This is a genomic window from Streptomyces sp. NPDC001787 (assembly GCF_040297465.1).
Taxonomy (GTDB): Bacteria; Actinomycetota; Actinomycetes; order Streptomycetales; family Streptomycetaceae; genus Streptomyces.
The window spans coordinates 491,897-516,869 of record NZ_JBEOZE010000002.1; the positions used below are offsets into that span (position 1 = coordinate 491,897).

Genomic DNA, 24,973 nt, shown 5'->3' on the forward strand with positions numbered 1-24,973 from the left:
CCTTCTCGTGCCGACGGGTGTCCGGGGGGCCGGGGACGTCCTCTCGCGGACACCGCCGGGGACGACGGGAGCGCCTCACAGCCAGCCCGCGAACTCCAGCGTCAGCTCGCCCGTCTGCCGCCGGCCCTCGGCCAGCGCCCGGGTGCCCGACTCCACCGCCCGGAACAGCGTCCAGCCGTGCAGCCGCTCCTGCGGCACTTCCAGCGACTCCGCGAGCTTCTTGACCCTCCGGCGTGCCGTCACGGGGCCGCCGGGCGAGGCGATCAGGTCCTCCACCCGGTCACGGACCAGCCGCGCCAGGTCGTAGGCGCGCTCACCCACGAGCGGTTCGGGACCCACCGTCAGCCAGGGCGCGCGCTCACCGGAGAGCACCTTGCTCTGGCGGAAGTTTCCGTGCAGCAGCAGGAGTTCGGGGGAGTGGGCGACCAGCTCCGCGCGGGCGGCCAGCGCCGCGGAGACGAGCGGGGCCAGCACCGGGTCCGCCTCGGCGGCCTCGCGCATCGGCCCGGCCTGACGTGCGGTCCGCTCGGCGACCGTCTCGAAAGGATGCCCGGCGGGCGGTTCGACCCACAGCCGCCGCACCGTGCCCGCCGCCTCCAGCAGGGCCTTCGCCTCCGGCAGCGAACGCAGCGACACCTCGTGGTGCAGCCGCTCCAGCAGCAGCCCGCCGGCCGGGTCCGCCCCGGCGCCCGGAAGGTCCAGGAGCCGTACCGCGCCCCAGCCGTCCCAGTGCGCCAGCGCCGCCCGCTCCTGTTCGGGCGAGGCGCAGGGCGGGGCGATCTTCAGCACGGCCGGGGTTCCGTCGGGCCGCCGCACCAGCAGGACCAGACTGCTGCGCCCGCCGGGGGCGACCACCCGTTCGACGGACAGCTCCCGTCCGTTGCCGGTCAGTGCCTCCGCGGTGAGTGCGGGGAGCTTCTGCCCGAGCCAGTCGGCGGCGGCAGCCTCGCCGTACGTCTCGCCGAGCGCTCGCACCAGACGCTGCGGCGGTTCGAAACCCATACGTCTTTTGTTCCCTTTCAGAGCCTTCTGTCAGTGCGTCCCGTCCGCCCCGGCGGCCTCCACGGGCGCCGTCGCCACGGGTTCGCGGCCGGCGGCCCGCTCGGCAAGCCCAGGAAAGGCTACGCCGCTGCCCCGCCAGCGCACCGCTCGCACGGCGGCCTCGCGCAGGGCTCCCGCCGCCTCCCGGCGCAGCGGCCCCTCGGCGGCGCGCACGAGATCGGAGTAGACGCCGGCGACCCGGTCCTCCAGCACCGCGGCGAGCCGCACCGCGTCCGCCGGGTCGGTCACCGCGAACGGCAGAGCGTACGCGGCGGCTGCCGCGACCGGCGCACCGCCCAGGTCACGCACGGTGCGCACCAGCGCGTCCCGGCGGGCCCGGTGGCCGTCGTACGCCGCGGTGGCCTCGTCGCGGCGCTCGCGGGCGACCCGTCCGCCCACCACCCCGTAGCCGTAGACCGCGGCGTGCTCGGCGGCGAGCGCCGCCAGTGCGGCGGTCAGGGCGGGCGCGGGCCCGTCCGGCTTCCCGGCCTGCGTGCTCATGACGTCTCCTTGGCCAGTTCGGTCAGCAGGTACGCGTGCGCCGCGGACGCCGCCGCGATGGACGCCAGCAGCCGGGCCAGCTCCGGTCCGGCCGTCATCAGGGCCGTGGTGTGGGCGTCGGCGGCCCGCCGTTCCGCCGCGGCCAGCTCCTTCACCGCGGTCCTCGCGTCGGCCACCGGGGGCGTCCTGACGAAGGAGAGCGACTGCTTCTTCCCGGCGCCCGCCGCAAGGGCCTTCAGATGCTCCTCCGTCGCCGCCCGCAGGGGAGCGAGCCCCGCCGCGGTCGTCGGATGGGCCTTTCCGACCGCTTCGTACCGGGCGAGCAGCCCGGCGCCGGTACGGACGGCAGCGGCCCGCAGCGCCCGGTCGGCCCGGACCGCGGCGGCCTGTGCGCCGGTGTGCGCGGTGCCCCCGCCGCCCTCGGTCCCGCCGTCGCCACCGCAGCCGGCCAGCACGGCGCCCATCGCCAGAGCGCCCGTCGCCGTGAGCGCCCCCCTGCGCGTCGTCCCCGTGCGCCGCACGTTTCTCCTTCGAGTCTGGGCCGATCCTGACCGGATCTGTCCTGAAGTGATCACCGCAGGCGAGCGTACCCGTGGGAGCGGGGGCAGGCGGACGGCAACACCCCTCGGGACCGGATACCCTTTGACCTGACGCACGACGATCCCCACAACAGCACACGCGGCCGAGGAGTCACCCGGATGAGCACCACCCAGAGCGAGAGGCTGCGCGGACTGCTCGAACCGCTCGCCGCCGCGAAGCAGCTGGATCTCGAAGAGATCGAGCTTTCCCGGGCAGGCCGGCGTCGCGTGCTGCGGATCATCGTGGATTCCGAGGAGGGCGTGGAGCTCGACACCTGTGCCGAGCTGAGCCGCGAGATCTCCGAGAAGCTCGATGAGACCGACGTGATGGGCGAGGACGAGTACGTCCTGGAAGTGAGCTCGCCGGGCGCCGACCGCCCGCTGACCGAGCACCGCCACTACGTACGCGCCACCGGCAGGCTCGCCAGGTTCCGGCTGACCGCCGGCCCGGACCAGGACGAGCTGGTCGCGCGCATCCTGGCCGTCGACGAGGAGGGGCTCGACCTCGAAGTGCCGGGCGTCAAGGGCCGGAAGCCCACGTCCCGCCGGGTCGCCTTCGCCGACATCGCCAAGGCGCGCGTGGAGATCGAATTCAACCGCAAGGACAAGAAGGAAGAGGAGGCGTAGCCGTGGACATCGATGTGAAGCTTCTGAAGGGCTTGGCGCAGAGCAAGGAGATCCCCTTCGAGGTGCTCGTCGGAGCGATCGAATCGGCCCTCCTCATCGCCTACCACCACACCCCGCACAGCCATCGCCGTGCGCGGGTGAAGCTGGACGAGTCCGGCCATGTCACGGTATGGGCCAAGGAGGACCCGGCCGATCTCGAAGAGGGCCAGGAGCCCAAGGAGTTCGACGACACCCCGTCCGACTTCGGCCGTATCGCCGCGTCCACCGCCAAGCAGGTCATCATGCAGCGGCTGCGTGACGCGGAGGACGACAAGACGTTCGGCGAGTACGCGGGCCACGAGGGCGATGTCGTCACCGGCGTCGTCCAGCAGGGCAAGGACCCGAAGAACGTCCTGGTCGACATCGGCAAGCTGGAGGCGATCCTGCCGGTCCAGGAGCAGGTGCCCGGCGAGGAGTACACCCACGGCCTGCGCCTGCGCACCTACGTCGTGCGCGTCGCCAAGGGTGTGCGCGGTCCCTCCGTGACGCTCTCGCGCACCCACCCCAACCTCGTGAAGAAGCTCTTCGCGCTGGAGGTCCCGGAGATCGCCGACGGTTCCGTCGAGATCTGCGCGATCGCCCGCGAGGCCGGTCACCGCACCAAGATCGCCGTCCGCTCGACCCGTTCCGGTCTCAACCCCAAGGGTGCCTGCATCGGCCCGATGGGCGGCCGTGTGCGCAATGTCATGGCCGAGCTGCACGGCGAGAAGATCGACATCGTGGACTGGTCGGACGACCCGGCCGAGATGGTCGCCAACGCCCTGTCGCCCGCCCGGGTGAGCGAGGTCGAGGTCGTGGACCTCGGCGCCCGGTCCGCACGGGTCACCGTCCCGGACTACCAGCTGTCGCTGGCGATCGGCAAGGAGGGGCAGAACGCCCGCCTCGCCGCCCGTCTCACCGGCTGGCGCATCGACATCCGGCCGGACACCGAGACCGACGCCGAGCGTGACATCGCGGACCGCGAGCGGGCCGAGCGGGCCCGGGAGCGCTCGGAAAGGCGTTGACCCGGAGCCGCTCCAAGGAATAGATCTGGGTGGCAAGCCACTGAGATCACGACAACATCCGTTCGATTTTTGCCCCACAGGGGTGAGGTCGGTACGGGGAGGTAGACTTAACCGTGTCTGGCCGGACGCAAGCCCGCGCTTGCCCCGAGCGAACCTGCGTGGGATGCCGGGAGCGAGCGGCCAAGAGCGAGCTGCTGCGCATCGTGGTGGACGAGGGCGCCTGCGCCCCTGATCCACGCGGTACGCTGCCCGGCCGGGGTGCTTATCTGCACCCCGCATCTGTCTGTCTCGACCTGGCGGTTCGCCGCCGGGCATTCCCCCGGGCCTTCAAGGCCGAGGGGCCGTTCGACTCCGCCGCGCTGCGGCGGTTCGTCGAGCGGGTGACACCGCAAGAAAAGTGAACGGCACGGGTCCCCGTGCGGTCAGGTACCTCGCGAGTTGGAAGTAGGTCGAGATTGCGATGAGCACTCGATGAGTACGCGATGAGTACGCCCATGAAGTAGCGACGGTCCGGCGGTAACCCGGACCTAAAAGGAGCGAAGTGGCTAAGGTCCGGGTATACGAACTCGCCAAGGAGTTCGGCGTCGAGAGCAAGGTCGTCATGGCCAAGCTCCAAGAACTCGGTGAATTCGTCCGTTCGGCGTCCTCGACGATCGAGGCGCCGGTTGTACGCAAGTTGACTGACGCACTGCAGGGGCCCGGCGGCAACGCCGGCAAGTCCGCTGCCAAGCCCGGCGCGCCCCGCAAGGCCGCGCCCGCAAAGCCCGCGGCGCCCTCCCCGGCCGCTGCGGCACGTCCCGCTGCCCCGAAGCCCGGCGCCCCGGCCCCCAAGCCGGCCGCCGCCGAGGCCCCCGCGAGCAGCACCCCCGCGAGCAGCGCCCCGTCGGCGGGCCCGCGTCCGGGCCCGAAGCCCGCGCCCAAGCCCGCCCCGGTGACTCCGGTCCCCGCTGCCGAGTTCTCGGCACCGGCTCCGGCCCAGCCGGCCGCGCCCGCGCAGCAGTCCCCCCGTCCCGCAGGCGCCACCCCCGGCCCGCGTCCCGCCTCCCGCCCGGCTCCGGCCGGCGGTCAGCGTGACGGTGGCCGCGACGGTGGTCAGCGTGACGGCGGCCGTGGTGGCGAGCGTGGCGGAGACCGCCCCGCACGTCCCGCGGGCCAGGGCGCCCCGCGCCCCGGCGGCGCCCGTCCGGCCGGTCCCCGTCCGGGCAACAACCCCTTCACCTCCGGCGGTTCCACCGGCATGGCGCGCCCCCAGGCGCCCCGTCCCGGCGGTGCCCCGCGCCCCGGTGGCGGTCAGGAGCGCCCCGGCGCCCCGCGCCCGCAGGGCAGTGGCCCCGGCGGCGCCCCGCGTCCCCAGGGTCAGGGTGGCGCACGTCCCTCTCCGGGCGGCATGCCCCGTCCGCAGGCTCCCCGCCCCGGCGGCGGCCCCGCGGGTAACCGTCCGAACCCCGGCATGATGCCGCAGCGTCCCGCTGCGGGTCCGCGTCCCGGCGGTGGCCCCGGCGGTGGCCGTGGTCCCGGCGGCGGTGGCGGTCGTCCCGGCGGTGGCGGTGGCGGCGGCGGTCGTCCCGGTGGCGGCGGCTTCGCGGGCCGTCCGGCCGGTCCCGGTGGCGGTGGCGGCGGGTTCGCCGGCCGTCCCGGTGGTCCGGGTGGCGGCGGCGGTGCCGGTCGTCCCGGCGGTGGCGGCGGCTTCGGCGGTCGTCCCGGCTTCGGTGGCCGTCCCGGCGGCCCCGGTGGCCGTGGTGGCACACAGGGTGCGTTCGGCCGTCCCGGCGGTCCGGCGCGTCGTGGCCGTAAGTCGAAGCGGCAGAGGCGCCAGGAGTACGAGGCCATGCAGGCCCCGTCGGTCGGCGGCGTCATGCTGCCCCGCGGCAACGGACAGGCTGTCCGGCTGTCGCGCGGTGCCTCCCTCACCGACTTCGCGGAGAAGATCAACGCCAACCCGGCGTCGCTCGTCGCCGTGATGATGAACCTCGGCGAGATGGTCACGGCCACGCAGTCCGTCTCCGACGAGACGCTGCGGCTCCTCGCGGACGAGATGAACTACGTCCTGGAGATCGTCAGCCCCGAGGAGGAGGACCGCGAGCTGCTCGAGTCCTTCGACATCGAGTTCGGCGAGGACGAGGGCGGCGAAGAGGCCCTGGTCTCCCGTCCGCCGGTCGTGACCGTCATGGGTCACGTCGACCACGGCAAGACCCGACTGCTGGACGCGATCCGCAAGACGAATGTCGTCGCGGGCGAGGCCGGCGGGATCACGCAGCACATCGGTGCGTACCAGGTCTCCTCCGAGGTCAACGGCGAGGACCGCCGGATCACCTTCATCGACACCCCGGGTCACGAGGCGTTCACCGCCATGCGTGCACGTGGTGCGAAGTCGACCGACATCGCGATCCTCGTGGTGGCGGCCAACGACGGTGTGATGCCCCAGACGATCGAGGCGCTGAACCACGCCAAGGCGGCCGAGGTGCCGATCGTGGTCGCGGTCAACAAGATCGACGTCGAGGGTGCCGACCCGACCAAGGTGCGCGGTCAGCTCACCGAGTTCGGTCTGGTGGCCGAGGAGTACGGCGGCGACACGATGTTCGTCGACATCTCCGCGAAGCAGGGCCTCAACATCGAGGCACTGCTGGAGGCCGTCGTCCTCACCGCCGACGCCTCGCTCGACCTGCGGGCCAACCCGGAGCAGGACGCGCAGGGCATCGCGATCGAGTCCCACCTCGACCGCGGCCGCGGTGCCGTCGCGACCGTCCTGGTCCAGCGAGGCACGCTGCGGGTCGGCGACACGATGGTCGTCGGCGACGCGTACGGCCGTGTCCGCGCGATGCTCGACGACAAGGGCGAGAACGTCGAGGAAGCGGGTCCCTCGACCCCCGTCCTCGTGCTGGGTCTCACCAATGTCCCGGGCGCCGGCGACAACTTCCTGGTCGTCGACGAGGACCGTACGGCCCGTCAGATCGCCGAGAAGCGTGCCGCCCGTGAGCGCAACGCCAACTTCGCCCGCAAGGGTGTCCGGTTCTCCCTGGAGAACCTGGACGAGGCGCTCAAGGCCGGTCTGGTCCAGGAACTCAACCTCATCATCAAGGGCGACGCGTCCGGTTCGGTGGAGGCTCTCGAGTCCTCGCTGCTCCAGCTCGACGTCGGTGAAGAGGTCGACATCCGGGTCCTGCACCGCGGTGTGGGTGCGGTCACCGAGTCGGACATCGACCTGGCGACCGGCTCCGACGCCATCGTGATCGGCTTCAACGTGCGCGCCGCCGGGCGTGCCGCGCAGATGGCCGAGCGCGAAGGTGTGGACGTCCGGTACTACTCGGTCATCTACCAGGCGATCGAAGAGATCGAAGCGGCCCTCAAGGGCATGCTCAAGCCGGAGTACGAAGAGGTCGAGCTCGGTACGGCGGAGATCCGCGAGATCTTCCGCTCGTCCAAGCTGGGCAACATCGCCGGTGTGCTGGTCCGGTCCGGCGAGGTCAAGCGCAACACCAAGGCGCGCCTGCTGCGCGATGGCAAGGTCATCGCGGAGAACCTCAACATCTCCGGTCTGCGCCGCTTCAAGGACGACGTCACCGAGATCCGCGAAGGCTTCGAGGGCGGTATCAACCTCGGAAACTTCAACGACATCAAGATCGACGACGTCATCGCGACGTACGAGATGCGCGAGAAGCCGCGCGGCTGATCCGTACCTCAACGGTCGGGGCCGGTCGACGGGTCATATTTCCGTCGATCGGCCCCGGCCGTTCCGGTACGGTTCTGGATGTCCCTGCCGAGTGCGGGCAGGGCGCGGCTGTGCCGGCCCGGGGGATGCCCCCGGGCACCCGAACCCGAACCGGCGGGACATCCGGACATCCATGTATGTGGGGACACTGTCCTTCGATCTGCTCCTCGGCGACGTACGGTCGTTGAAGGAGAAACGCTCCATCGTCCGTCCGATCGTCGCCGAACTGCACCGCAAGTACGCGGTGAGTGCGGCGGAGACCGGCGGGCAGGATCTCCATCGCAGGGCCGAGATCGGCCTTGCCGTGGTCTCCGGGGACACCGGACACCTCACGGACGTACTGGACCGGTGCGAGCGGCTGATCGCCGCGCGTCCCGAGGTGGAGCTGCTGTCGGTTCGACGGCGGCTGCACAGTGACGAAGACTGAACCGTAAGCAAAAACCAGAAGGAAGAGTGACGGACCGGTGACCGACAACGCGCGGGCCCGCAAGCTGGCCGATCGCATCCAGGTCGTGGTCGCGGAGACCCTGGACCGGCGTATCAAGGATCCGCGGCTCGGATTCGTGACGATCACGGACGCCCGTGTCACCGGCGACCTGCGGGAGGCCACGGTCTTCTACACGGTCTACGGCGACGACGAGGAGCGCGCGGCCTCCGCCGCGGCGCTGGAGAGCGCCAAGGGCGTCCTGCGCTCCGAGGTCGGCCGGCAGACCGGGGTCCGGTTCACACCGACCCTGGCCTTCGTCCCGGACGCCCTGCCGGACAACGCCCGCACCATCGAGGACCTCCTCGACAAGGCGCGGGCCAAGGACGCCGCGGTACGCGAGGTGTCGACCGGCGCGAAGTACGCCGGCGACGCCGACCCGTACCGCAAGCCGGAGGACGAGGACGAAGCCGAGGGGTCCGACGGGCCCGAGCGCCCCGGCGGGAGCGAGGGCTCGGCCTCCGCATGACACAGCAGAACAACAGGACGCCGGACGGCCTTGTCATCGTCGACAAGCCGTCCGGCTTCACTTCGCACGACGTCGTCGCCAAGATGCGCGGCATCGCCCGCACCCGCCGCGTCGGGCACGCGGGCACGCTCGACCCGATGGCGACCGGTGTGCTCGTGCTCGGCGTCGAGAAGGCCACCAAGCTCCTGGGCCACCTCGCGCTGACCGAGAAGGAGTACCTCGGCACGATCCGGCTCGGACAGGACACCGTCACCGACGACGCGGAGGGCGAGATCACCTCGTCCACCGATGCCTCGGGCGTGACGAGGGAGGGCATCGACGCCGGGGTCGCCGCGCTGACCGGCGCGATCATGCAGGTGCCGTCCAAGGTCAGTGCCATCAAGATCGACGGCAAGCGTTCCTACGCGCGGGTGCGCGGCGGCGAGGAGTTCGAGATCCCGGCCCGTCCGGTGACCGTCTCGTCCTTCCACGTCTACGACGTCCGCGAGGCGGTCGCCGAGGACGGGACCCCGGTCGTCGACCTCGTCGTCTCCGTCGTCTGCTCCTCCGGTACCTACATCCGCGCCCTCGCCCGGGACCTCGGTGCCGGGCTCGGCGTGGGCGGGCACCTCACGGCGCTGCGGCGCACCCGGGTCGGCCCGTACGGGCTGGACGCGGCCAGGACGCTGGAGGCGCACCAGGAGGAGCTGACCGTGATGCCGGTGGCCGAGGCCGCCGCGTCCGCGTTCCCCCGCTGGGACGTGGACGAGAAGCGGGCCAGGCTGCTGCTCAACGGCGTCCGGCTCGACATGCCCGCGTTCCCGCCGGGACCGGTCGGGGTCTTCGGGCCCGACGGAACGTTCCTGGTGCTCGTCGAGGAGCAGAAGGGCAAGGCCAAGAGCCTCGCCGTCTTCGCCTGACGGACGCTCTCCCCGGGGCCCGCCCGCTCCACCGCCGGTCCTGCCGTGGAGCGGGCACAGCCCCCGATGCCCGCTCCACGACCCCCCTCCCGGGTTGAGCCCTGTCCATCCTGCCCGGCGAATTCACCCCAATGGACGGGCGCTCGGAGTGAATGAGGGGTGTACGAGGGGGCGTGTTCGTACCTCGCGCTTCTCGCGCCGATCACTCCCGACCTACCGTTTGCAGCATGGGCAGCGGGGACCGGTCGAAGCTGGTAAGAATCTGCGATCAGGCCGGCCGGCCGCGAGGGACCGGATTTGTCGCGGACGACCGCGGGACGGTCGTCACCAGCCACCGGGCCGTCGTCTCCGGCGCCCCCCTGGTGCTGCACGGGAGCGACGGCCGCAGCGTCCCGCTCGGCCCCGACGACATCACCGCACTGCCCGCGCTCGGCCTGGCGCTGCTGCGCACCGGCGGCCCCGACGCGCTCGGCGCCGAGCCGCTGCCCATCGCCGCACGGGAGCGGATCGATGCCGGGACATACGTACGCATCGCCGCGCACGGCTGGCGCGAAGCACGCGTGCTCGGTACGTCCCCGGCGACGTACACCGAGCGCGGCCTGAGCCATCCGGTCGGCGCCGCGCTGGAACTGGCCCTCGGCACGGACGGGCGCGACGCGCTGCGCTCGGGCGGGGCGGCCGTGGGAGGCCCGGTGACGGACCCGGAGACCGGTGCGGTCCTCGGCGTGCTCTGCACCGCCCTGCGCGCCGCCCACGAGGCCGCCGGGCTCGCCCTGCCGCTCGCGGCCGGCCCCGAGGGCGCGCAGGGCCCGCTCGGCGCTCTGCTGCGGCGCAACGCGTCGGGCGTCCCGGGCTACGGGCGCGACCTCAACCTCGCCGGTGCCCTCCAGCTCACCGCGACCTCGGTCGGGTCCGCCGGCGGCCCCCACCCACGTACCGAACCGGTGGAGCGGGAGGACGTGCACGCGGAGTTCGCCGCCTTCGAGGAGGGTACGGGCACCGTCCTCGGACTCGTCGGGGCGCCCGGCACCGGCCGCACCACGGAACTCGCCGCCCTGGCCGCCCGCCGGGCCGGCGGCGAGGACCCCGCGCTCACCCTGTGGCTGCGCGGTGCCGACCTGCTGGCCGACGACGTCTCCATCGCCGGGGCACTCGCCCGTACCCTCGCCGGTTCCGCACGGATCGTCTCCGCGGCCGGGGCCCGGGGCGACATGGCGACGGCCACCCCCGAGCGGGTGGCCGGGCTGGCCGCCGCGGCCGGGCGCCCGCTGCTCGTCGTGCTCGACGGCCCCGAGGAGATGCCCCCGCTGCTGGCCCACCGGCTCGCCGAGTGGACGGCGGGCACGGCCGGCTGGCTGCGGCAGCACGGAGCACGGCTCGTCGTCGCCTGCCGCCCCGAGCACTGGGAGCGGGCCGGGTCGCTCTACCCGACGGACACCCTGCACCGCCCGGCGCGGTCCGCCCGGGGGCTGCCGCCCGCGCTGCGGCTGGGCGACCTGACCGCGAGCCAGGCCGAACGCGCCCGCGAGCGGTACGGCATCCCGCCCGGCGCCCTCGTCCCGGGCCACGAACGGCACCCGCTCACCCTGCGGCTGCTCGCCGAGGTACGCGAGGCGCTGCCCCCGGACGTGCCCGGCCGGCCCGGCGCCGAGGACGTCTTCGGCGCCCACCTCGACCTCATGTGCGTCCGCGTCGCGGTCCGGATCGCGGCGGCGGCCGATCCACAGCCACGGGGTACCGCCGTGCGCCGGCTGGCCGCCCGGGTGGCCGGGCAGGTCCACGAGGCGGCCCGGCGCTGTCTGGGGCCGGGCCAGGGCGAGCTGGACCGGGCGGCGTTCGAGGAGATCTTCCCCTGGCGCACCGGCTGGGCCTCGGCGGTCCTGACCGAGGGACTCCTGGTCCCGGCCGGCGCGGGCTACCGCTTCGCCCACGAGGAGCTGGGTGACTGGGTGCAGGGCGCGCATCTGGACCTCGACGCGGCACTGCGGTCACTGGTCCACCGCTGGCACCTGGAGGAGGAGCCCGACGCCCCGCAGGCCCCCGGACCGCACATGCCGCGGCCCCGTCGCTCGCGCCGGCCCCAGCGGGACCAGCAGCCCCGGCGGCCCTCCGAGCCACGCGAGCCCCGGTCCTGCGAGCCGGGCGAGACCCGGCGTGACCAGCGGTGGCAGCCCGCACCGCTCCAGGTGCCCCGGCAGCCCCGGCCGGCCCAGGAGCTCCCCGGGACACCGGAGCCCCGCAGCCTGCCCGTACCGAGGCACCGCATCGGACCGGTGATCCAGGCGATGCTCCTGCTGGGGCGCCGCCAGGGCGCCTCCGCCCTGGCGCACCGGATGGCCGATCTGATCGAGGCACTGGACCGGCTCTCCCCCGAGGAGGGGCAGGCGCGGCCGGACGAGGACGCCGCGTGGTGGGCCGCCCATCTCCTGGGCCAGTCGCTGCTCACCGTGCCCGACGCGCGCCCGTATCTCGGCGTCCTGCGGGTGCTGGCCGGACGCATCACCCGGCGGTCCGCCGACGGCGGCGCGGCCGGACCGGGGGCGTACGCGCAGTTCGGGCCCTGGTTCTGGCGGCGGCTGCGGCTGCCGGAGGAGGACCGGATCGACCTGCTGCGACGGCTCGTGCCCGCCGACGGGGTCCCGCGCGCGGACGGCGACGAACGGTATCTGGACGCCGTGGCCCGGCGGCTCGCCGTCGACCCGCCCGCGGTGCAGGCGCTGCTGTGCCGGTGGTTCACCGACGAACGCCCGCTGCTCCACGACCGGGACGTGCCCCTGCGGCCCACCGTGGCCGCCGCCGCGCAGGCCCTCCTGTACGCCCGCCGGGACCTGGCCGTCGACGAGCTGACCGACGCCCTCGTGGTGACGCCCCACCCCCGGGCCGCCGAACTCCTCGCCGCCCTCGTCGAGGACGAGCCGGCCGCGCTCTGCCGGGCCGTGGCCCGCTGGGCGCGCGACGGGGACCGGCCCGCGCGCCACCCCGCCGCCGCCCACCACGCCATGCTGCTCGCGGGGCGGACGCTCACCGGCACCGACCGGGCCCTGCTGCGCACCGCCGCGCTCGCACTGCTGGGCCGCCGCTCCGCCGGTGCGCTGCACGGGGCGGCGCTCACTCTCCTCGTACGCGATCCGCAGACCAGGGACGACTACCTCGCCGAGGCCCTGCGGGTCTTCGCCGCGGGTGACCCCCGGCTGCCGGTGGCACTGCTGGCGGAGGTCTTCCCGGCCCGCCCGCAGCCGGTGCTCGCCGCCCTGCGCGCCCGGCTGGCCCGGCCCGGGGACGGCGCGGGCGAGGTGCTGCGGGAGCTGGCCGTGCTGGACACGCCCGCGCTGGCGCTGCACGCCGCGGGACTCGTACGGGAGTACATCGACAGCCATCCGGAGGACGGCACACCCGTCGCCGGGTACGTGGACCTCCGGCTGGAGCACGGCGCCGCCGCCCGTGCCCTGCTGCTGCCCCTGGTGACCGGGCTGCTCCGCGACCGGCCCGCGCCGCCCGTCGTGCGCGGGGCGCTCGCCGGCGTGCTCGCGGGTCCGGGGAGCGCCGACTCCCGGCCGCTGCGGGCCGAGCTGCTGGAGGTCCTGCTGGAGTTCGAGCAGGACCGGGGGCGGGACCCGGAGGTACTGGACGCGCTGCTGCGGGCCGCCGCGGCGGGCTGCGGGAGCCGGCCCGAGGTACGCACGAGAGCGCTGGTCCACCGCACCGGCATACTGCTGGTGCGCACACCGGAGGGTGCCGCCCGCTTCGACCGGCGGCTCGTCGAACTCGCCCGGGACGTGCCCGGGTTCGCCGCCCTGGTCATCGGATGGCTGAGCGACGCCCCGCAGGAATGGGCGGCCGTGGTGGGGCCGAGCACCCGGCGGACCGTGGAGGCGCTGGAGGCGTCGCGGCCCGCGATGCCGATGCCGATGCGGGTCGCGGGACGTGAGCATGGCAGTCTTAGACCTGCGTAATCGACATACACACGTACACAGGTTCGGGCGAGGAGCGGTCACAGTGCAGCGCTGGCGTGGCTTGGAGGACATCCCCCAGGACTGGGGACGCAGCGTCGTCACCATCGGCTCCTACGACGGAGTGCACCGCGGGCACCAGCTGATCATCGGCCGGGCCGTGGAACGGGCGCGCGAGCTGGGCGTTCCGTCCGTCGTCGTGACCTTCGACCCGCACCCCAGCGAGGTCGTCCGCCCCGGCAGCCACCCGCCACTGCTGGCCCCGCACCACCGTCGCGCCGAGCTGATGGCGGAGCTGGGGGTGGACGCGGTGCTGATCCTGCCGTTCACGGCCGAGTTCTCGAAGCTGTCGCCCACCGACTTCATCGTGAAGGTGCTGGTCGACAAACTGCACGCACAGGCCGTCATCGAAGGACCGAACTTCCGTTTCGGCCACAAGGCGGCGGGGAACGTGACGCTGCTCACCGAGATGGGCGCCACCTACGACTACACCGTCGAGGTCATCGACCTCTATGTGAGCGGTGAGGCCGGCGGCGGTCAGCCGTTCTCCTCCACCCTCACCCGCCGGCTGGTCGCCGAGGGCGATGTGGCGGGCGCCGCCGAGATCCTCGGCCGGCCGCACCGCGTCGAGGGCATCGTGGTGCGCGGTGCGCAGCGCGGCCGTGAGCTGGGCTTCCCGACGGCGAACGTGGAGACGCTGCCGCACACCGCGATCCCCGCCGACGGCGTCTACGCGGGCTGGCTCCAGGTGAACGGCGAGTCGATGCCCGCCGCGATCTCCGTGGGGACGAATCTGCAGTTCGACGCCACCGAGCGGACCGTCGAGGCGTACGCGATCGACCGTGTGGGCCTGGAGCTGTACGGGCTGCATGTCGCCGTGGACTTCCTCGCGTATGTGCGCGGGATGCTGAAGTTCGACTCGGTCGACGACCTCCTGGTGGCCATGGCCGCCGATGTGAAGCGGTGCAGCGAGCTGATCGAGGCGTACGAGCGCAACGCCTGACGCCGGGCGCCGGGCACCGGCCCGACGCGGGCCTCCGCGTCCGTGCCCGGTGTCCGCCCGTCGTCGCGCGGTCCTGCGGCGGACGGCGGATGCTTGCAGGGTGCGCGACATCCTGCCCGAACTCCGCGACTGGCTCACGGCCGGTACGCCCTTCGCCCTGGCGACCGTCGTCGCCGTCCACGGCAGCGCGCCCCGGGGCCCCGGGGCCGCGATGGCGGTCGGCTCCGAGGGCGCGGTGGCGGGCAGCGTCTCCGGGGGCTGCGTCGAGAGCGATGTGTACGAGGTGGCCGGCGAGGTGCTCGCCTCCGGCCGGCCGCGGCTGCGGTCCTACGGGATCAGCGACGACGAGGCCCTCGGGGCCGGTCTGACCTGCGGCGGCACGATCGAGGTCCTGGTGCGCGCCTACACCTCGGCCGCGGACCGCGACCGGCTGCGTACGGTGATGGACCTCGTCGCGGCCGGTGAACCGGTGGCGGTGGCGACGGTCCTGCCGCGAGCGGACCCGGTTCCGGACCTGGGCCCGGACCCGGACCCGGTTCCGGGAGGCCTGGGGGCCGGGGACCTCCTGGTGGTCCTGGCGGACCGTACGGCGGGTTCGCTCGGCGCCGAGGGGCTCGACGCGGCGGTCACCGACGACGCCCGCGGGCTGCTGGCCCAGGGGGCCACCGGGGTGCAGCGGTACGGGGCGCGGGGCCAGCGCCGGATGCAGGAGGTGTCCGTCTTCGTCCAGACGTACGCCCCGCCGCCGCGCATGCTCGTCTTCGGCGCCATCGACCACGCGGCGGCCACCGCGCGTATCGGTTCGTTCCTCGGCTACCGGGTCACGGTCTGCGACGCCCGCCCGGCCTTCGCCACCCGGGAGCGCTTCCCGTCCGCCGACGAGGTCGTCCGCGCCTGGCCGCACACGTACCTCGAATCGACCCCGGTCGACGCCCGCACGGTCATCTGTGTGCTGACGCACGACCCGAAGTTCGATGTGCCGCTGCTCGTCGCCGCGCTGCGGACGCCCGCCGCCTACATCGGGGTCATGGGCAGCCGCCGCACCCACCGCGACCGGACCGCCCGGCTGCGCGAGGCCGGGGTGGGCGAGGCGGAACTGGCCCGCCTCGCCTCACCCGTCGGCCTCGACCTCGGGGCCCGCACCCCGCAGGAGACGGCCGTCTCGATCGCGGCCGAGATCATCCAGCACCGCTGGGGCGGCACGGGCCGCCCCCTGGGCGAACTGGCGGGCTCCATCCACCACGGGGCACCCGGCCCGTCCTGCGGCTGAGGGCGGGCCGGAGCGCCGGCCGGAGCGCCGGTCGGGCAGGACGCCGGTCAGGCCGGGGCGGACGTGTCAGGCCGGGACCGGCGCGGTCAGCCCGGGACGGACGCGTCAGCCCGGGACCGGCGTCTTCGGGACCGCGGCGGCCCAGTGGCAGGCCACCTGGGTGGCGTCGCCCCCGTCCAGCACCGGCAGATCCCTCGTACGGCAGGCGTCCGCCACCCCCGCCCGTTCGGCCTCGCCCGAGGCCAGGACCTGGCAGCGGACGTGGAACCGGCAGCCCGACGGCACCTTCGACGGGTCCGGCGGCTCCCCGGTCAGAATCACCGGCTCCCCCTCCGCGTCCGGCAGCACCGACAACAGGGCCTTGGTGTACGGATGCTGAGGCGACGTCAGGATCTGCTCCACCGGGCCCGTCTCGACGATCCGGCCCAGATACATCACGGCCACCCGGTCCGCGATGTTCCACGCCAGACCCAGATCGTGCGTGACGACCAGCGCGGAGAGCCCCAGTTCGTCGCGCAGCCGCAGCAGCAGGGCCAGGATCTCGCCGCGCACCGACGCGTCCAGCGAGGCCACCGGTTCGTCGGCGACGATCAGTTCGGGTTCCAGGACGAGTGCGCCCGCGATGACGACGCGCTGGCGCTGGCCGCCGGACAGCTCGTGCGGGTAGCGCAGGAAGAAGCGCTCGGGGGGCCGCAGCCCCGCCAGGGACAGAGCCCGGGCCACCGCGGCCCGCTCGTCGCCCGCGTACCCGTGGATGCGCAGCCCCTCCGCCACCGCGTCGTACACCGTGTGCCGGGGATTGAGCGAGCCGCTGGGGTCCTGGAGGACCAGCTGTACACGCTTGCGGTACGCCTTGAGGGCACGGCCCGAGTAGTCCAGCGGGGTGCCGTCGAAGGTGACCCGGCCGGAGCTGGGCGCCACCAGGCCCAGCAGGGAGCGGGCCAGGGTCGTCTTGCCGCAGCCCGACTCGCCGACCAGGGCCACGATCTCGCCCGCCCGGATATCGAGGTCGACGCCGTCCACGGCGCGCGCCGCGGCGGCGCCGCGCCGGCCGGGGAAGGTGACCTTCAGCGCCTCGGCGCTGAGCAGGGGAGTGGTGGTGGTCATGACGTGCTCCTCGCTTCCTCGGCCCCGGGAAGGCCGGGCTGTGCCCCCGGCAGGCCGGATTCGGCTCCGGCCGAGGCGGCCTCCACGTCCGGCAGCCCGGCGTCCGGTGGACCGGCATCGGCGCCCGCGAGCGCGGGGGCGGCGGCCACCGGTTCCACCAGCACACAGGCCGCCCGGCGCCCGGCCCCGACGGCCCGCAGCTCCTGGTCCGCGGTGGCACAGGAGTCCAGCGCCTCCGGGCACCGCGGATGGAACGTACAGCCGGAGGGCAGCGCCGCCGGGTCCGGCGGGTCGCCCGGCAGGCCGCGCGGGGCGTGGCGGGAGGAGAGGTCACCGATCCTGGGGAAGGCGGCCGACAGCGCCTTGCCGTACGGGTGGCGGGCGCTCTCGTACACCTGCTTGGCCGGGCCCTCCTCGACGATCCGGCCCGCGTACATCACCGACAGCCGGTCGCAGGTGTCGGAGAGCACCGCCAGGTCGTGGCTGATCATGATCAGCCCGACGTCCTGGTCGGCGACGAGCTGCTCGATCAGCCGCAGGATCTGCGCCTGGATCATCACATCGAGCGCCGTGGTCGGCTCGTCCGCGACGATCAGACGCGGGTCGCAGGCCAGGGCCATCGCGATCATCACGCGCTGGCGCTGGCCGCCGGACAGCTCGTGCGGATAGGCCTGCGCGCGGGCGGCCGGCAGCCCCACCTGTTCCAGCAGCTCACCGGCCCGCTTCCGGGCGGCGGCGGGGGTGGCCTTCCGGTGCAGCAGGATCGGTTCGGCAATCTGGTCCCCGACGCGGTGCACGGCGTTGAGCGAGTGCATCGCGCCCTGGAAGACGATCGACGCCCCGGCCCAGCGCACCGCCCGCAGCCGGCCCCACTTCATGGTGAGGACATCCTCACCGTCCAGCAGGATCTCGCCCGACAGGGTGGCCGACGCGGGCAGCAGCCGCAGCAGGGCGAGGGCCAGCGTCGACTTCCCGCACCCGGACTCCCCGGCGATGCCGAGCTTCTGGCCCGCCTCGACGCGCAGGTCGATGCCGCGCACGGCGGGCACGGCGAGGGCTCCGGAGCCGTAGGTGACCCGCAGGTCCCTGACTTCGAGCAGCGGCGGCCCGGTCGCGGGTTTCTTCGTGACGGTCGTCGTGGTGGTCAACGGGACACCCCCAGCTTGGGGTTGAGCACGGTCTCGATGGTGCGGCCGCACAGCGTGAACGCGAGGGCGACGACCGCGATGGCGAGTCCGGGCGGAGCGAGGTACCACCAGTTGCCGGAGCTGACCGCGCCGGCCTCACGGGCGTCCTGGAGCAGCCCGCCCCAGGAGACGATCGTGGGATCGCTGAGCCCGAGGAAGGCGAGGGTCGCCTCGGTGAGGATGGCGGTGGAGATCACCAGGGTGGTCTGGGCGAGCACCAGCGGCATGACGTTGGGCAGCACATGGCGGGACATGATGTGCCCGTGGCCGCCCCCGAGCGCCGTGGAGCGCTCGATGTAGGGCCGGGACTCGACGGACAGCGTCTGCGCGCGGACCAGCCGGGCGGTCGTCGGCCAGGTCGTCACGCCGATCGCCAGGATCGTCGTCCAGACGGACCGCGACAGGACCGTGGCCAGCGCGATGGCGAGCACGAGGGTCGGCATCACCAGGAACCAGTCGGTGATCCGCATGATGACGGTCCCGTACCAGCCCTTGAAGTGTCCCGCGGTGATCCCGACCAGGGTGCCGATGGCGACCGAGAGGAACGCCGCGAGCAGGCCGACGGTCAGCGAGACCCTGGTGCCCCACACCAGCAGGGCCAGCAGGCTGCGCCCGAACTGGTCGGTCCCCAGGGGGAATTCACCGCTCGGCGGTTCCAGGGGGCCGCCCGGAGCCTGGGTGACGCTCTGGGAGCCGGCGCCCACGAGCAGCGGGGCGGCCAGCGCGATCAGGGCGATCAGGGCGAGTACGGCGAGTCCGACGAGGCCCGCCCGGTGGCTGCGGTACTGCTGCCAGAAGGCCGCCGCCGAACGGCGTCTGCGGGCCCAGGCGAGCGCACGCGGGCCGCTGTTCCTCACGGCATCGGTCGAGGTCGTCATCGGCCCACCCGGGGATCGAGCAGCGGATAGATCACATCGGCGAGTGTGTTCATCAGGATCACCGCGGCGGCGAAGACGAAGAACAGCGCCTGCACCAGCGGCAGGTCGGGCACGCTCAGCGCCTGGTAGAAGAGCCCGCCGAGCCCCGGCCAGGAGAACACGGTCTCCACCAGGATGGCGCCCGCGACCGTGGTGCCCAGGTTCACGAAGAGCAGGGTCACGGTCGGCAGCATCGCGTTGGGCACGGCGTGGCGGCGGCGTACGAGATCGTCGCGCAGCCCCTTCGCGCGGGCCGTCGTCAGATAGTCGCTGCCCATCTCGTCGAGCAGCGAGGAACGCATCACCAGCAGGGTGCGCGCGTACTCGACGGCGACGAGGGTGATGACCGGCAGCACCATGTGGTGGGCGACGTCGAGGACGTAGTCGAAGCCGCTCGTGTTGCCGGACTCCATGCCTCCGGTCGGGAAGAGCCCGGGGATCGGGCCGATGCCCACCGACAGCGTGATGATCAGGAGCAGACCGAGCCAGAACGAGGGCACCGAGTAGAGCGTCAGTGCGAAGGCCGTATGGGTGCGGTCCCCGACGGAACCGTTGCGCCAGGCGGACCGGGCACCCAGCCAGATGCCGATCACCGTGTAGATCACGAAGGCGGTACCGGTGAGCAGCAGGGTGGCGGGCAGCGCCTCGGTGATCTTGTCGATCACGGGGGCGCGGAACTGGTACGACGTACCGAAGTCCCCGGTGAGCGCCTTGCCGCAGTAGTCGGTGAACTGCTGCCAGAGCGGCAGGTCCAGACCGAACTCGCGGCGCATCGCGGCGATCTGCTCCGTGGACACCTGCCGGCCGCCGGTCATCTGCTTGACCGGGTCTCCGGGGATCAGCCGGAACAGGAAGAAGCTGGTGACGAGCACGGCGAACAGCGAGACGGCCGCACCGGCCAGCTTGCCCGCCACATAGCGGAGATAGGCGGTCGTGCTGCGGGAGCGCGGACCGCGGGCCGACGGCCCGGCCGGAGCCGGGCCGTCGGATTCCGCACCGTCCACGCCCGCCGCGCCCTTCAGCAGCGCGGGAGTGCTTTCTGTGCTCATGGACTATTCACGGTCTTCCGCGGTGGAACGACGACGCATGGCGAACAGCAGTCCGCCACCGGCGAGGACGACGACGGCGACACCGACACCGATGAGCACCCCGGTGGAGCTGCCACCGGAGTCGCCGGAGCCGGAGGAGGCGGACGCGGCCGGAACCGCGGACCACCAGCTCCAGTAACCGTCCTGGCCGTAGATGTTGCCCGCGTCCGAGGGCATGGTCGTGATCGACTTGATCTGGTCGGTGCGGTAGGCCTCGACGGCATTCGGGTACGCCATGACGTTCATGTACCCGGTGTCGTACAGCCGTGACTCCATCCGCTTGACCAGATCAGCCCGTTTGGCCGGGTCGTACTCGGCCAGTTGCTGGTCGTAGAGCCCGTCGTACTGCTTGTCGCAGATGAAGTTGTCGGTGGCGGCCGACTCCTTCGGCTTGGACGGCAGCGCGGCGCAGGTGTGGATCGACATCACGAAGTCGGGGTCCGGGTTGACGGACCAGCCGTCGAAGGCGAGGTCGTACTCACCGGCGTACCAGGGGTCGGAGACGTTGTCGATGCAGTCGACCTTCAGCCCGATGCCCAGGCCGCCCCACCACTCCTGGAGGTACTTGCCGACCGCCTTGTCGTTCGGGTCGGTGGCATGGCACAGGATCCGGAAGCCGAGCGGCTTGCCGTCCTTGCCGACGCGCTTGCCGCCGCTGTTCTTCTTGTACCCGGCCTCGTCGAGCAGGGCCCCCGCCCCGGCCGGGTCGTACGCCAGCTTCTGGCCGTCGGCGGGCTTCCAGAAGTAGTCGGCGAAGCGCGGCGGGATGTAGCCCTCGCCCTCCACGGCGTGGCCCTGGAAGACCTTGTCGATGATGGTCCTGCGGTCGACGGCCATGAAGAGCGCCTGGCGCACCTTCTGGTCGAGCAGCGCGGGGTGGCCGTCGCCGAACTTCTTGCCGTCCTTGGTACGGGCGCCCGGGTTGACGGCGAGGGCGTAGAAGCGCCTGCCGGGCGCGTCGTTCACCTTGATGTTCTCGGCGTTCTTGAGGGAGGCCGACTGGGCGGGGGTCAGGCTGGGGCTGCCCGCGACGAAGGAGACCTCACCCTTGCGCAGGGCGGCGACGGCCGCGTCCTGGTCCTTGTAGTAGCGGAAGACGACCTCGTCGAACTTCGGCGCGCCACGCCAGAAGTCCTTGTTGGCCTTCAGCTTCACATAGCTGTCGACCTTGTAGTCCGTGAGGATGAACGGACCGTTCCCGACGATCGGGAACTCGGTGTCGTTGTTGAACTTGGAGAAGTCGGAGACCTTCTCCCAGACGTGCTGGGGGACGATCGGCACATCGAGCGCGGCCATCGTGGCCTGCGGCTGCTTCAGTTCGATGACCAGCTTGTCCGCACTGGGCGCGGTCACCTTCTTGAAGTTGCTCACGAAGTTGCCGTTGGAGGTGGCAGCGCCCTCGTCGGTCATTATTTTGTTGAAGGTCCACGCGGCGTCCTCGGCGGTGGCCTGCTGCCCGTCCGACCACTTCGAGTCCGACCGGATCGTGTACGTCCAGGTCAGCTTGTCCGCGGAGGGCTCCCACTTGGTCGCGAGCGCCGGGATCGCGTGGTTGTCCTTGGGGTCATAGTTCGTCAGGTAGTCGTACATGAGCCGGGAGACACTCGTGCTGACCAGGCGCTGCGCGAGGAACGGGCTCAGGGAGTCGACGCTCTGCGCGACGGCGACCGTGAGGGTGGTCTTGCCGCTGTCGGCGGCCCGCGCCTGCGAGGGCGCGGGTGTGAGGGGATTCCCGGGGACGACCGATCCGGCGGCGAGCGCCAGTGCGGCGGCGCCGGAGGCCAGGAGGACGCGCATACGGCGACGTGGCCGGGAGGAGCGTGGTGGAACTCTTGTGACCATGGGACGTGGACCTCGCGTCATGACTCGCATGGAGAAGGGCGGGTAGATCTCTTGTTCGTCAACTGGTGATGCGAAGGTTTATCAGCGGTGGCCGAGCCGCGTCAACGGTCCGTCAAACCGCGTGTGGGCTGCGAAAATACGCAAAGGGCCCGCACCGTGGAGACGGTGCGGGCCCTCATTGGTTTAGACCTCTATTGCCCTACTGCTGAGGCGCGGGCGGTGGCTGCGGAGGGGTCTGCTGCCAGCCCGCGGGCGGTACGGGACCCTCCAGTTCGCCCTGTCCGCCCGGCGCTCCCGCCTCCGGGAGCGGGAGCCCCGGGCTCGCCTCCGACGGGGGCCGCGGGGGCGGCGACTGCTGCTGCCAGCCGTTCTGCTGCCAGCCGCCCTGCTGGGCGCCGGGGGCCGGCGGGCCGGGATACGGCTGCTGCGGGGGCTGCTGCTGGGCCGGCTGAGCTCCCCCGTACGGCGGCTGGCCGCCATAGGGCTGTTGGGGGTACGGCTGCGGCTGTCCGGGCATGGGCTGACCCGGCATGGGCTGACCCGGCATCGGCTGACCCGGCATGGGCTGTCCGGGCTGCTGGTATCCCGGCATCGGCTGTCCGGGCTGCTGGTGTCCGGGCATCGGCGGGGCGAACTGCGGCGGCATGGAGCCGTCCGACGTCCACAGCCCCTGCTGCTGCTGGGCGCGCGCGAAGTCCTCGGCGACCATCGCGGAGAGATGGAAGTACGCCTCGCGGGTCTTCGGCCGCATCATGTCCAGGTCGACCTCGGCGCCCGCGGACAGGTGCTCGTCGAACGGTACGACGACGACACCCCGGCAGCGCGTCTCGAAGTGCTGCACGATGTCGTCCACCTTGATCATCTTGCCGGTCTCGCGGACCCCGGAGATGACCGTGATGGATCGCTGCACCAGATCCGCGTACCCGTGCGCGGACAGCCAGTCCAGCGTGGTCGACGCGCTGGACGCGCCGTCGACGGAAGGCGTCGAGATGATGATCAGCTGGTCGGCGAGGTCGAGCACGCCCCGCATCGCGGAGTAGAGCAGACCCGTGCCCGAGTCGGTGAGGATGATCGGGTACTGCTTGCCGAGCACCTCGATCGCCCGCCGGTAGTCCTCGTCGTTGAACGTCGTGGAGACCGCCGGGTCCACATCGTTGGCGATGATCTCCAGACCGGAGGGCGCCTGCGAGGTGAACCGGCGGATGTCCATGTACGAGTTGAGGTACGGGATCGCCTGGACCAGGTCGCGGATGGTCGCCCCGGTCTCGCGGCGCACCCGGCGGCCGAGCGTACCGGCGTCCGGGTTGGCGTCGATGGCGAGGATCTTGTCCTGCCGCTCCGTGGCCAGCGTCGAGCCGAGCGCGGTCGTCGTGGTGGTCTTTCCGACACCGCCCTTGAGGCTGATGACGGCGATCCGGTAGCAGGAGAGGACCGGAGTGCGGATCAGCTCCAGCTTGCGCAGGCGCTCGATCTCCTCCTTCTTGCCGCCGAGCTTGAAGCGCGACACCCCCGACGGGTTGCGGCTGCTCTTGGCCTTCTGCTTGCCCCGGACCAGCCGGTCGGAGGAGAGCTCGACGGCGGCCGTGTAGCCGAGCGGCGCGCCCGGCACGGAGCGCTCGCGCTGGTCATGGGTGACCGGGGTGGGCCAGGCGTTGCCGGTACGCGGGTCGACGGGCGGAGCCTGCGGGTCCGGGTGCTGGGGCTGCTGAGGCGCCTGCTGCGGTGCCTGCTGCTGGGCCGGGAGGTGCGGCTGGGGCTGATACGGCTCCGGCGGCTGCGGGGCGGCCGGGGCGATGGGCGCGGGCAGGTGAGGCGTGCCCGGGGCCGGCTGCTGCGCGGGGAGCGGTGCTCCTTGTCCGGGGAACCCGGGCTGGGGTGTCCGGGGCGGCTGAGGTGCCTGGGCCGCCTGGGGGAACCCGTAACCGCCCTGCTGCTGCGGGGGCTGGGGCTGCTGGGGGAATCCGTACCCGCTGGCGGCCTGCGGGGCCTGCGGGGCCTGCGGCGGCAGAGGCGCGCTCTGCCCCGGGAACTGCTGCTGCGGGGGCTGCTGGCCCGGTGCCTGGTACGGCTGAGGCGCTTGCGGCGCCTGGTACGGCTGCGACTGCGGCGCTTGGTACGGCTGCGGTGCCTGGTGTGACTGCGGTGCCGGGTACGGCTGCGGTGCCTGGGACGCCTGCGGGAATCCGTATCCGCCGGGCGCCTCGTTCGCGGGCACCGGGGCGGGCCACTGCGACGCGGACTGCGGCGCGGTGGGCTGCGGTGCGGCGGGCTGGAAGGCGGGCGGCAGCGGGGGCAGGGCGGCCTGGGCGGGCAGCGCGGGCGCCCACGGCGCCGGAGCGGCGGCCGCCTGCGGCGCGTCCTGGGGCACCGCGTCCGTGACGGCGTGCGGGGGCTCGTCGGCGGGCGCCGCCGGATCCGTCGCGGCGGAGGCATCGCCCGCCGCTCCCTCGGTGCTCCCGGCGTTCGCCGATCCGTCCGCGCCCCCGGCGCTCCGGGGATCCCCGGGCACCGCGTCGGCGACGGCGGGGGCGGAGTCCGGTTCCGGAGCCGTGGCGGCATCCGTACGGGACTCGGATGCGTCCCCCTCGGTTCCGGCGGCGCTCGGCGCACCGGTTCCGGCGGTGTCCGTCGTCCCCTGCGTCCCGTTCTCCGGCGCGTCTGCGTCCGGCCGCGCACCGGTGGCATCGGGAGCCGCGGTGCCGTCAGGGGCCGCGGTGGCCGCCGCCTCGCGCTCCGCGATCTCCCGCTTCAGCGCGGCCGGGGAGAAACGCATCGTCGCGCCGCTCTCCAGGTCGCCGCCGCCGAACGGGTCGGCTGCGCCGTCCTCGGCTCCCTCGGAGGGAGCCGGCGCGGGCGGGGACACGGGTGCGGGCGCCGAAGGCGAACCGGCCTCGGGCGACGGCAGGGAGGCGGGCGGCATCGAAGCCGGTGGCGCCGAAGCGGGCACGCCCGGCAGCGACGGCTCCGCCGGAGCGGGCGGCGCGGGTGCCCAGTTGGGGTCGAAGCCGCCCGCGGCGGGCGGTCCCGGCACGGAGACCGGCGCCCCGTTGGGCGGCGGAGGCGGTGCCAGATGGGACCCCGCCCCGCCCGAGGAATCCCCCGCGGCGTTCTGCGTGTACCAGGCGGGCGGGGTGTAGTCGATGGTGAACTCACCCGTCATCTCGGCGGGATCCGCGTCGGACGACTCGTCGACGGGCGTGTTCCATCCCCCGCGGATCTCGTCCCGATCGCCGTTCACTTTGCCTCCTGGTGTGGTCG

At 73.1% G+C, this 24,973-nt stretch carries 19 protein-coding genes; 10 read left to right on the forward strand and 9 right to left on the reverse strand.

What is annotated here, in order from left to right:
* Positions 1-75 precede the first annotated feature (75 nt).
* Genes ABT170_RS04765 through ABT170_RS04775 form a run of 3 tightly spaced genes read right to left on the reverse strand, consistent with a single transcriptional unit; the run spans position 76 to position 2,063 of the window.
* The gene (locus ABT170_RS04765) at positions 76-1,002 is read right to left on the reverse strand and encodes an aminoglycoside phosphotransferase family protein (RefSeq protein WP_329945352.1); all 927 of its coding nucleotides are present in this window, start codon (positions 1,000-1,002) and stop codon (positions 76-78) included.
* Between the two features lie 30 nt (positions 1,003-1,032).
* Positions 1,033-1,542, reverse strand: coding sequence for a ferritin-like domain-containing protein (locus ABT170_RS04770; protein WP_329945353.1), 510 nt, complete (start codon positions 1,540-1,542; stop codon positions 1,033-1,035).
* Positions 1,539-2,063 (reverse strand): hypothetical protein, encoded by a 525-nt coding sequence (locus ABT170_RS04775; protein ID WP_351864042.1) that lies wholly within the window; start codon positions 2,061-2,063, stop codon positions 1,539-1,541. The genes ABT170_RS04770 and ABT170_RS04775 overlap by 4 nt, the downstream gene beginning before the upstream one ends.
* Positions 2,064-2,240: 177 nt before the next feature.
* On the opposite strand from ABT170_RS04775, the gene rimP reads away from it, so the two are divergent.
* From rimP to ABT170_RS04825, 10 genes are all read left to right on the forward strand, one after another.
* A complete protein-coding gene (gene rimP / locus ABT170_RS04780; RefSeq protein WP_266924420.1) occupies positions 2,241-2,747 on the forward strand; it encodes a ribosome maturation factor RimP in 507 nt (168 codons plus the stop codon).
* A gap of 2 nt (positions 2,748-2,749) precedes the next feature.
* On the forward strand, positions 2,750-3,790 hold the full coding sequence (nusA, locus tag ABT170_RS04785) for a transcription termination factor NusA (RefSeq protein WP_266924422.1): 1,041 nt from the start codon (positions 2,750-2,752) through the stop codon (positions 3,788-3,790).
* A gap of 113 nt (positions 3,791-3,903) precedes the next feature.
* Positions 3,904-4,191 carry a YlxR family protein gene (locus ABT170_RS04790; protein ID WP_266924424.1) on the forward strand — a complete coding sequence of 96 codons (288 nt, stop codon included), beginning with the start codon at positions 3,904-3,906 and terminating at the stop codon, positions 4,189-4,191.
* Positions 4,192-4,331: 140 nt separating this feature from the next.
* Positions 4,332-7,460, forward strand: coding sequence for a translation initiation factor IF-2 (infB, locus tag ABT170_RS04795; RefSeq protein ID WP_351864047.1), 3,129 nt, complete (start codon positions 4,332-4,334; stop codon positions 7,458-7,460).
* 172 nt (positions 7,461-7,632) lie between these two features.
* Complete coding sequence (locus ABT170_RS04800; protein ID WP_329945356.1) at positions 7,633-7,926, forward strand: DUF503 domain-containing protein; 294 nt, start codon at positions 7,633-7,635, stop codon at positions 7,924-7,926.
* A 37-nt stretch (positions 7,927-7,963) separates the two neighbouring features.
* Entirely contained in the window at positions 7,964-8,452 is a 489-nt protein-coding gene (gene rbfA, locus ABT170_RS04805; RefSeq protein WP_329945357.1) for a 30S ribosome-binding factor RbfA, read from the forward strand.
* Entirely contained in the window at positions 8,449-9,351 is a 903-nt protein-coding gene (truB, locus tag ABT170_RS04810; protein ID WP_329945358.1) for a tRNA pseudouridine(55) synthase TruB, read from the forward strand. The genes rbfA and truB overlap by 4 nt, the downstream gene beginning before the upstream one ends.
* Positions 9,352-9,578: 227 nt before the next feature.
* Complete coding sequence (locus ABT170_RS04815; protein ID WP_351864051.1) at positions 9,579-13,304, forward strand: trypsin-like peptidase domain-containing protein; 3,726 nt, start codon at positions 9,579-9,581, stop codon at positions 13,302-13,304.
* A gap of 43 nt (positions 13,305-13,347) precedes the next feature.
* Positions 13,348-14,304 carry a bifunctional riboflavin kinase/FAD synthetase gene (locus ABT170_RS04820; RefSeq protein ID WP_351864054.1) on the forward strand — a complete coding sequence of 319 codons (957 nt, stop codon included), beginning with the start codon at positions 13,348-13,350 and terminating at the stop codon, positions 14,302-14,304.
* A 100-nt stretch (positions 14,305-14,404) separates the two neighbouring features.
* Positions 14,405-15,574, forward strand: a complete 1,170-nt coding sequence (locus ABT170_RS04825; protein WP_351864057.1) for an XdhC family protein — start codon at positions 14,405-14,407, stop codon at positions 15,572-15,574.
* Between the two features lie 105 nt (positions 15,575-15,679).
* Here ABT170_RS04825 and ABT170_RS04830 read toward each other — a convergent pair whose 3' ends face one another.
* From ABT170_RS04830 to ABT170_RS04855, 6 genes are all read right to left on the reverse strand, one after another.
* Positions 15,680-16,681: an oligopeptide/dipeptide ABC transporter ATP-binding protein gene (locus tag ABT170_RS04830; RefSeq protein WP_329945362.1), complete on the reverse strand. Its 1,002-nt coding sequence runs from the start codon at positions 16,679-16,681 to the stop codon at positions 15,680-15,682.
* Complete coding sequence (locus tag ABT170_RS04835; protein WP_329945363.1) at positions 16,678-17,829, reverse strand: ABC transporter ATP-binding protein; 1,152 nt, start codon at positions 17,827-17,829, stop codon at positions 16,678-16,680. The genes ABT170_RS04830 and ABT170_RS04835 overlap by 4 nt, the downstream gene beginning before the upstream one ends.
* Positions 17,826-18,746, reverse strand: coding sequence for an ABC transporter permease (locus ABT170_RS04840; RefSeq protein ID WP_329945364.1), 921 nt, complete (start codon positions 18,744-18,746; stop codon positions 17,826-17,828). The genes ABT170_RS04835 and ABT170_RS04840 overlap by 4 nt, the downstream gene beginning before the upstream one ends.
* On the reverse strand, positions 18,743-19,834 hold the full coding sequence (locus tag ABT170_RS04845; protein ID WP_329945365.1) for an ABC transporter permease: 1,092 nt from the start codon (positions 19,832-19,834) through the stop codon (positions 18,743-18,745). The genes ABT170_RS04840 and ABT170_RS04845 overlap by 4 nt, the downstream gene beginning before the upstream one ends.
* A gap of 3 nt (positions 19,835-19,837) precedes the next feature.
* Positions 19,838-21,715 (reverse strand): ABC transporter substrate-binding protein, encoded by a 1,878-nt coding sequence (locus ABT170_RS04850; RefSeq protein WP_329945366.1) that lies wholly within the window; start codon positions 21,713-21,715, stop codon positions 19,838-19,840.
* 199 nt (positions 21,716-21,914) lie between these two features.
* A complete protein-coding gene (locus tag ABT170_RS04855) occupies positions 21,915-24,953 on the reverse strand; it encodes an SCO5717 family growth-regulating ATPase (RefSeq protein WP_351864063.1) in 3,039 nt (1,012 codons plus the stop codon).
* Positions 24,954-24,973: the final 20 nt, after the last annotated feature.

What these genes read in the sequence shown, in the direction of transcription:
- ABT170_RS04830 (WP_329945362.1), bottom strand. Translation starts at nt 16,681, where the DNA reads ATGACCACCACCACTCCCCTGCTCAGCGCCGAGGCGCTGAAGGTCACC.
- ABT170_RS04765 (WP_329945352.1), bottom strand. Translation starts at nt 1,002, where the DNA reads ATGGGTTTCGAACCGCCGCAGCGTCTGGTGCGAGCGCTCGGCGAGACG.
- truB (WP_329945358.1), top strand. Translation starts at nt 8,449, where the DNA reads ATGACACAGCAGAACAACAGGACGCCGGACGGCCTTGTCATCGTCGAC.
- ABT170_RS04800 (WP_329945356.1), top strand. Translation starts at nt 7,633, where the DNA reads ATGTATGTGGGGACACTGTCCTTCGATCTGCTCCTCGGCGACGTACGG.
- ABT170_RS04840 (WP_329945364.1), bottom strand. Translation starts at nt 18,746, where the DNA reads ATGACGACCTCGACCGATGCCGTGAGGAACAGCGGCCCGCGTGCGCTC.
- ABT170_RS04850 (WP_329945366.1), bottom strand. Translation starts at nt 21,715, where the DNA reads ATGGTCACAAGAGTTCCACCACGCTCCTCCCGGCCACGTCGCCGTATG.
- ABT170_RS04815 (WP_351864051.1), top strand. Translation starts at nt 9,579, where the DNA reads ATGGGCAGCGGGGACCGGTCGAAGCTGGTAAGAATCTGCGATCAGGCC.
- rimP (WP_266924420.1), top strand. Translation starts at nt 2,241, where the DNA reads ATGAGCACCACCCAGAGCGAGAGGCTGCGCGGACTGCTCGAACCGCTC.
- ABT170_RS04845 (WP_329945365.1), bottom strand. Translation starts at nt 19,834, where the DNA reads ATGAGCACAGAAAGCACTCCCGCGCTGCTGAAGGGCGCGGCGGGCGTG.
- ABT170_RS04770 (WP_329945353.1), bottom strand. Translation starts at nt 1,542, where the DNA reads ATGAGCACGCAGGCCGGGAAGCCGGACGGGCCCGCGCCCGCCCTGACC.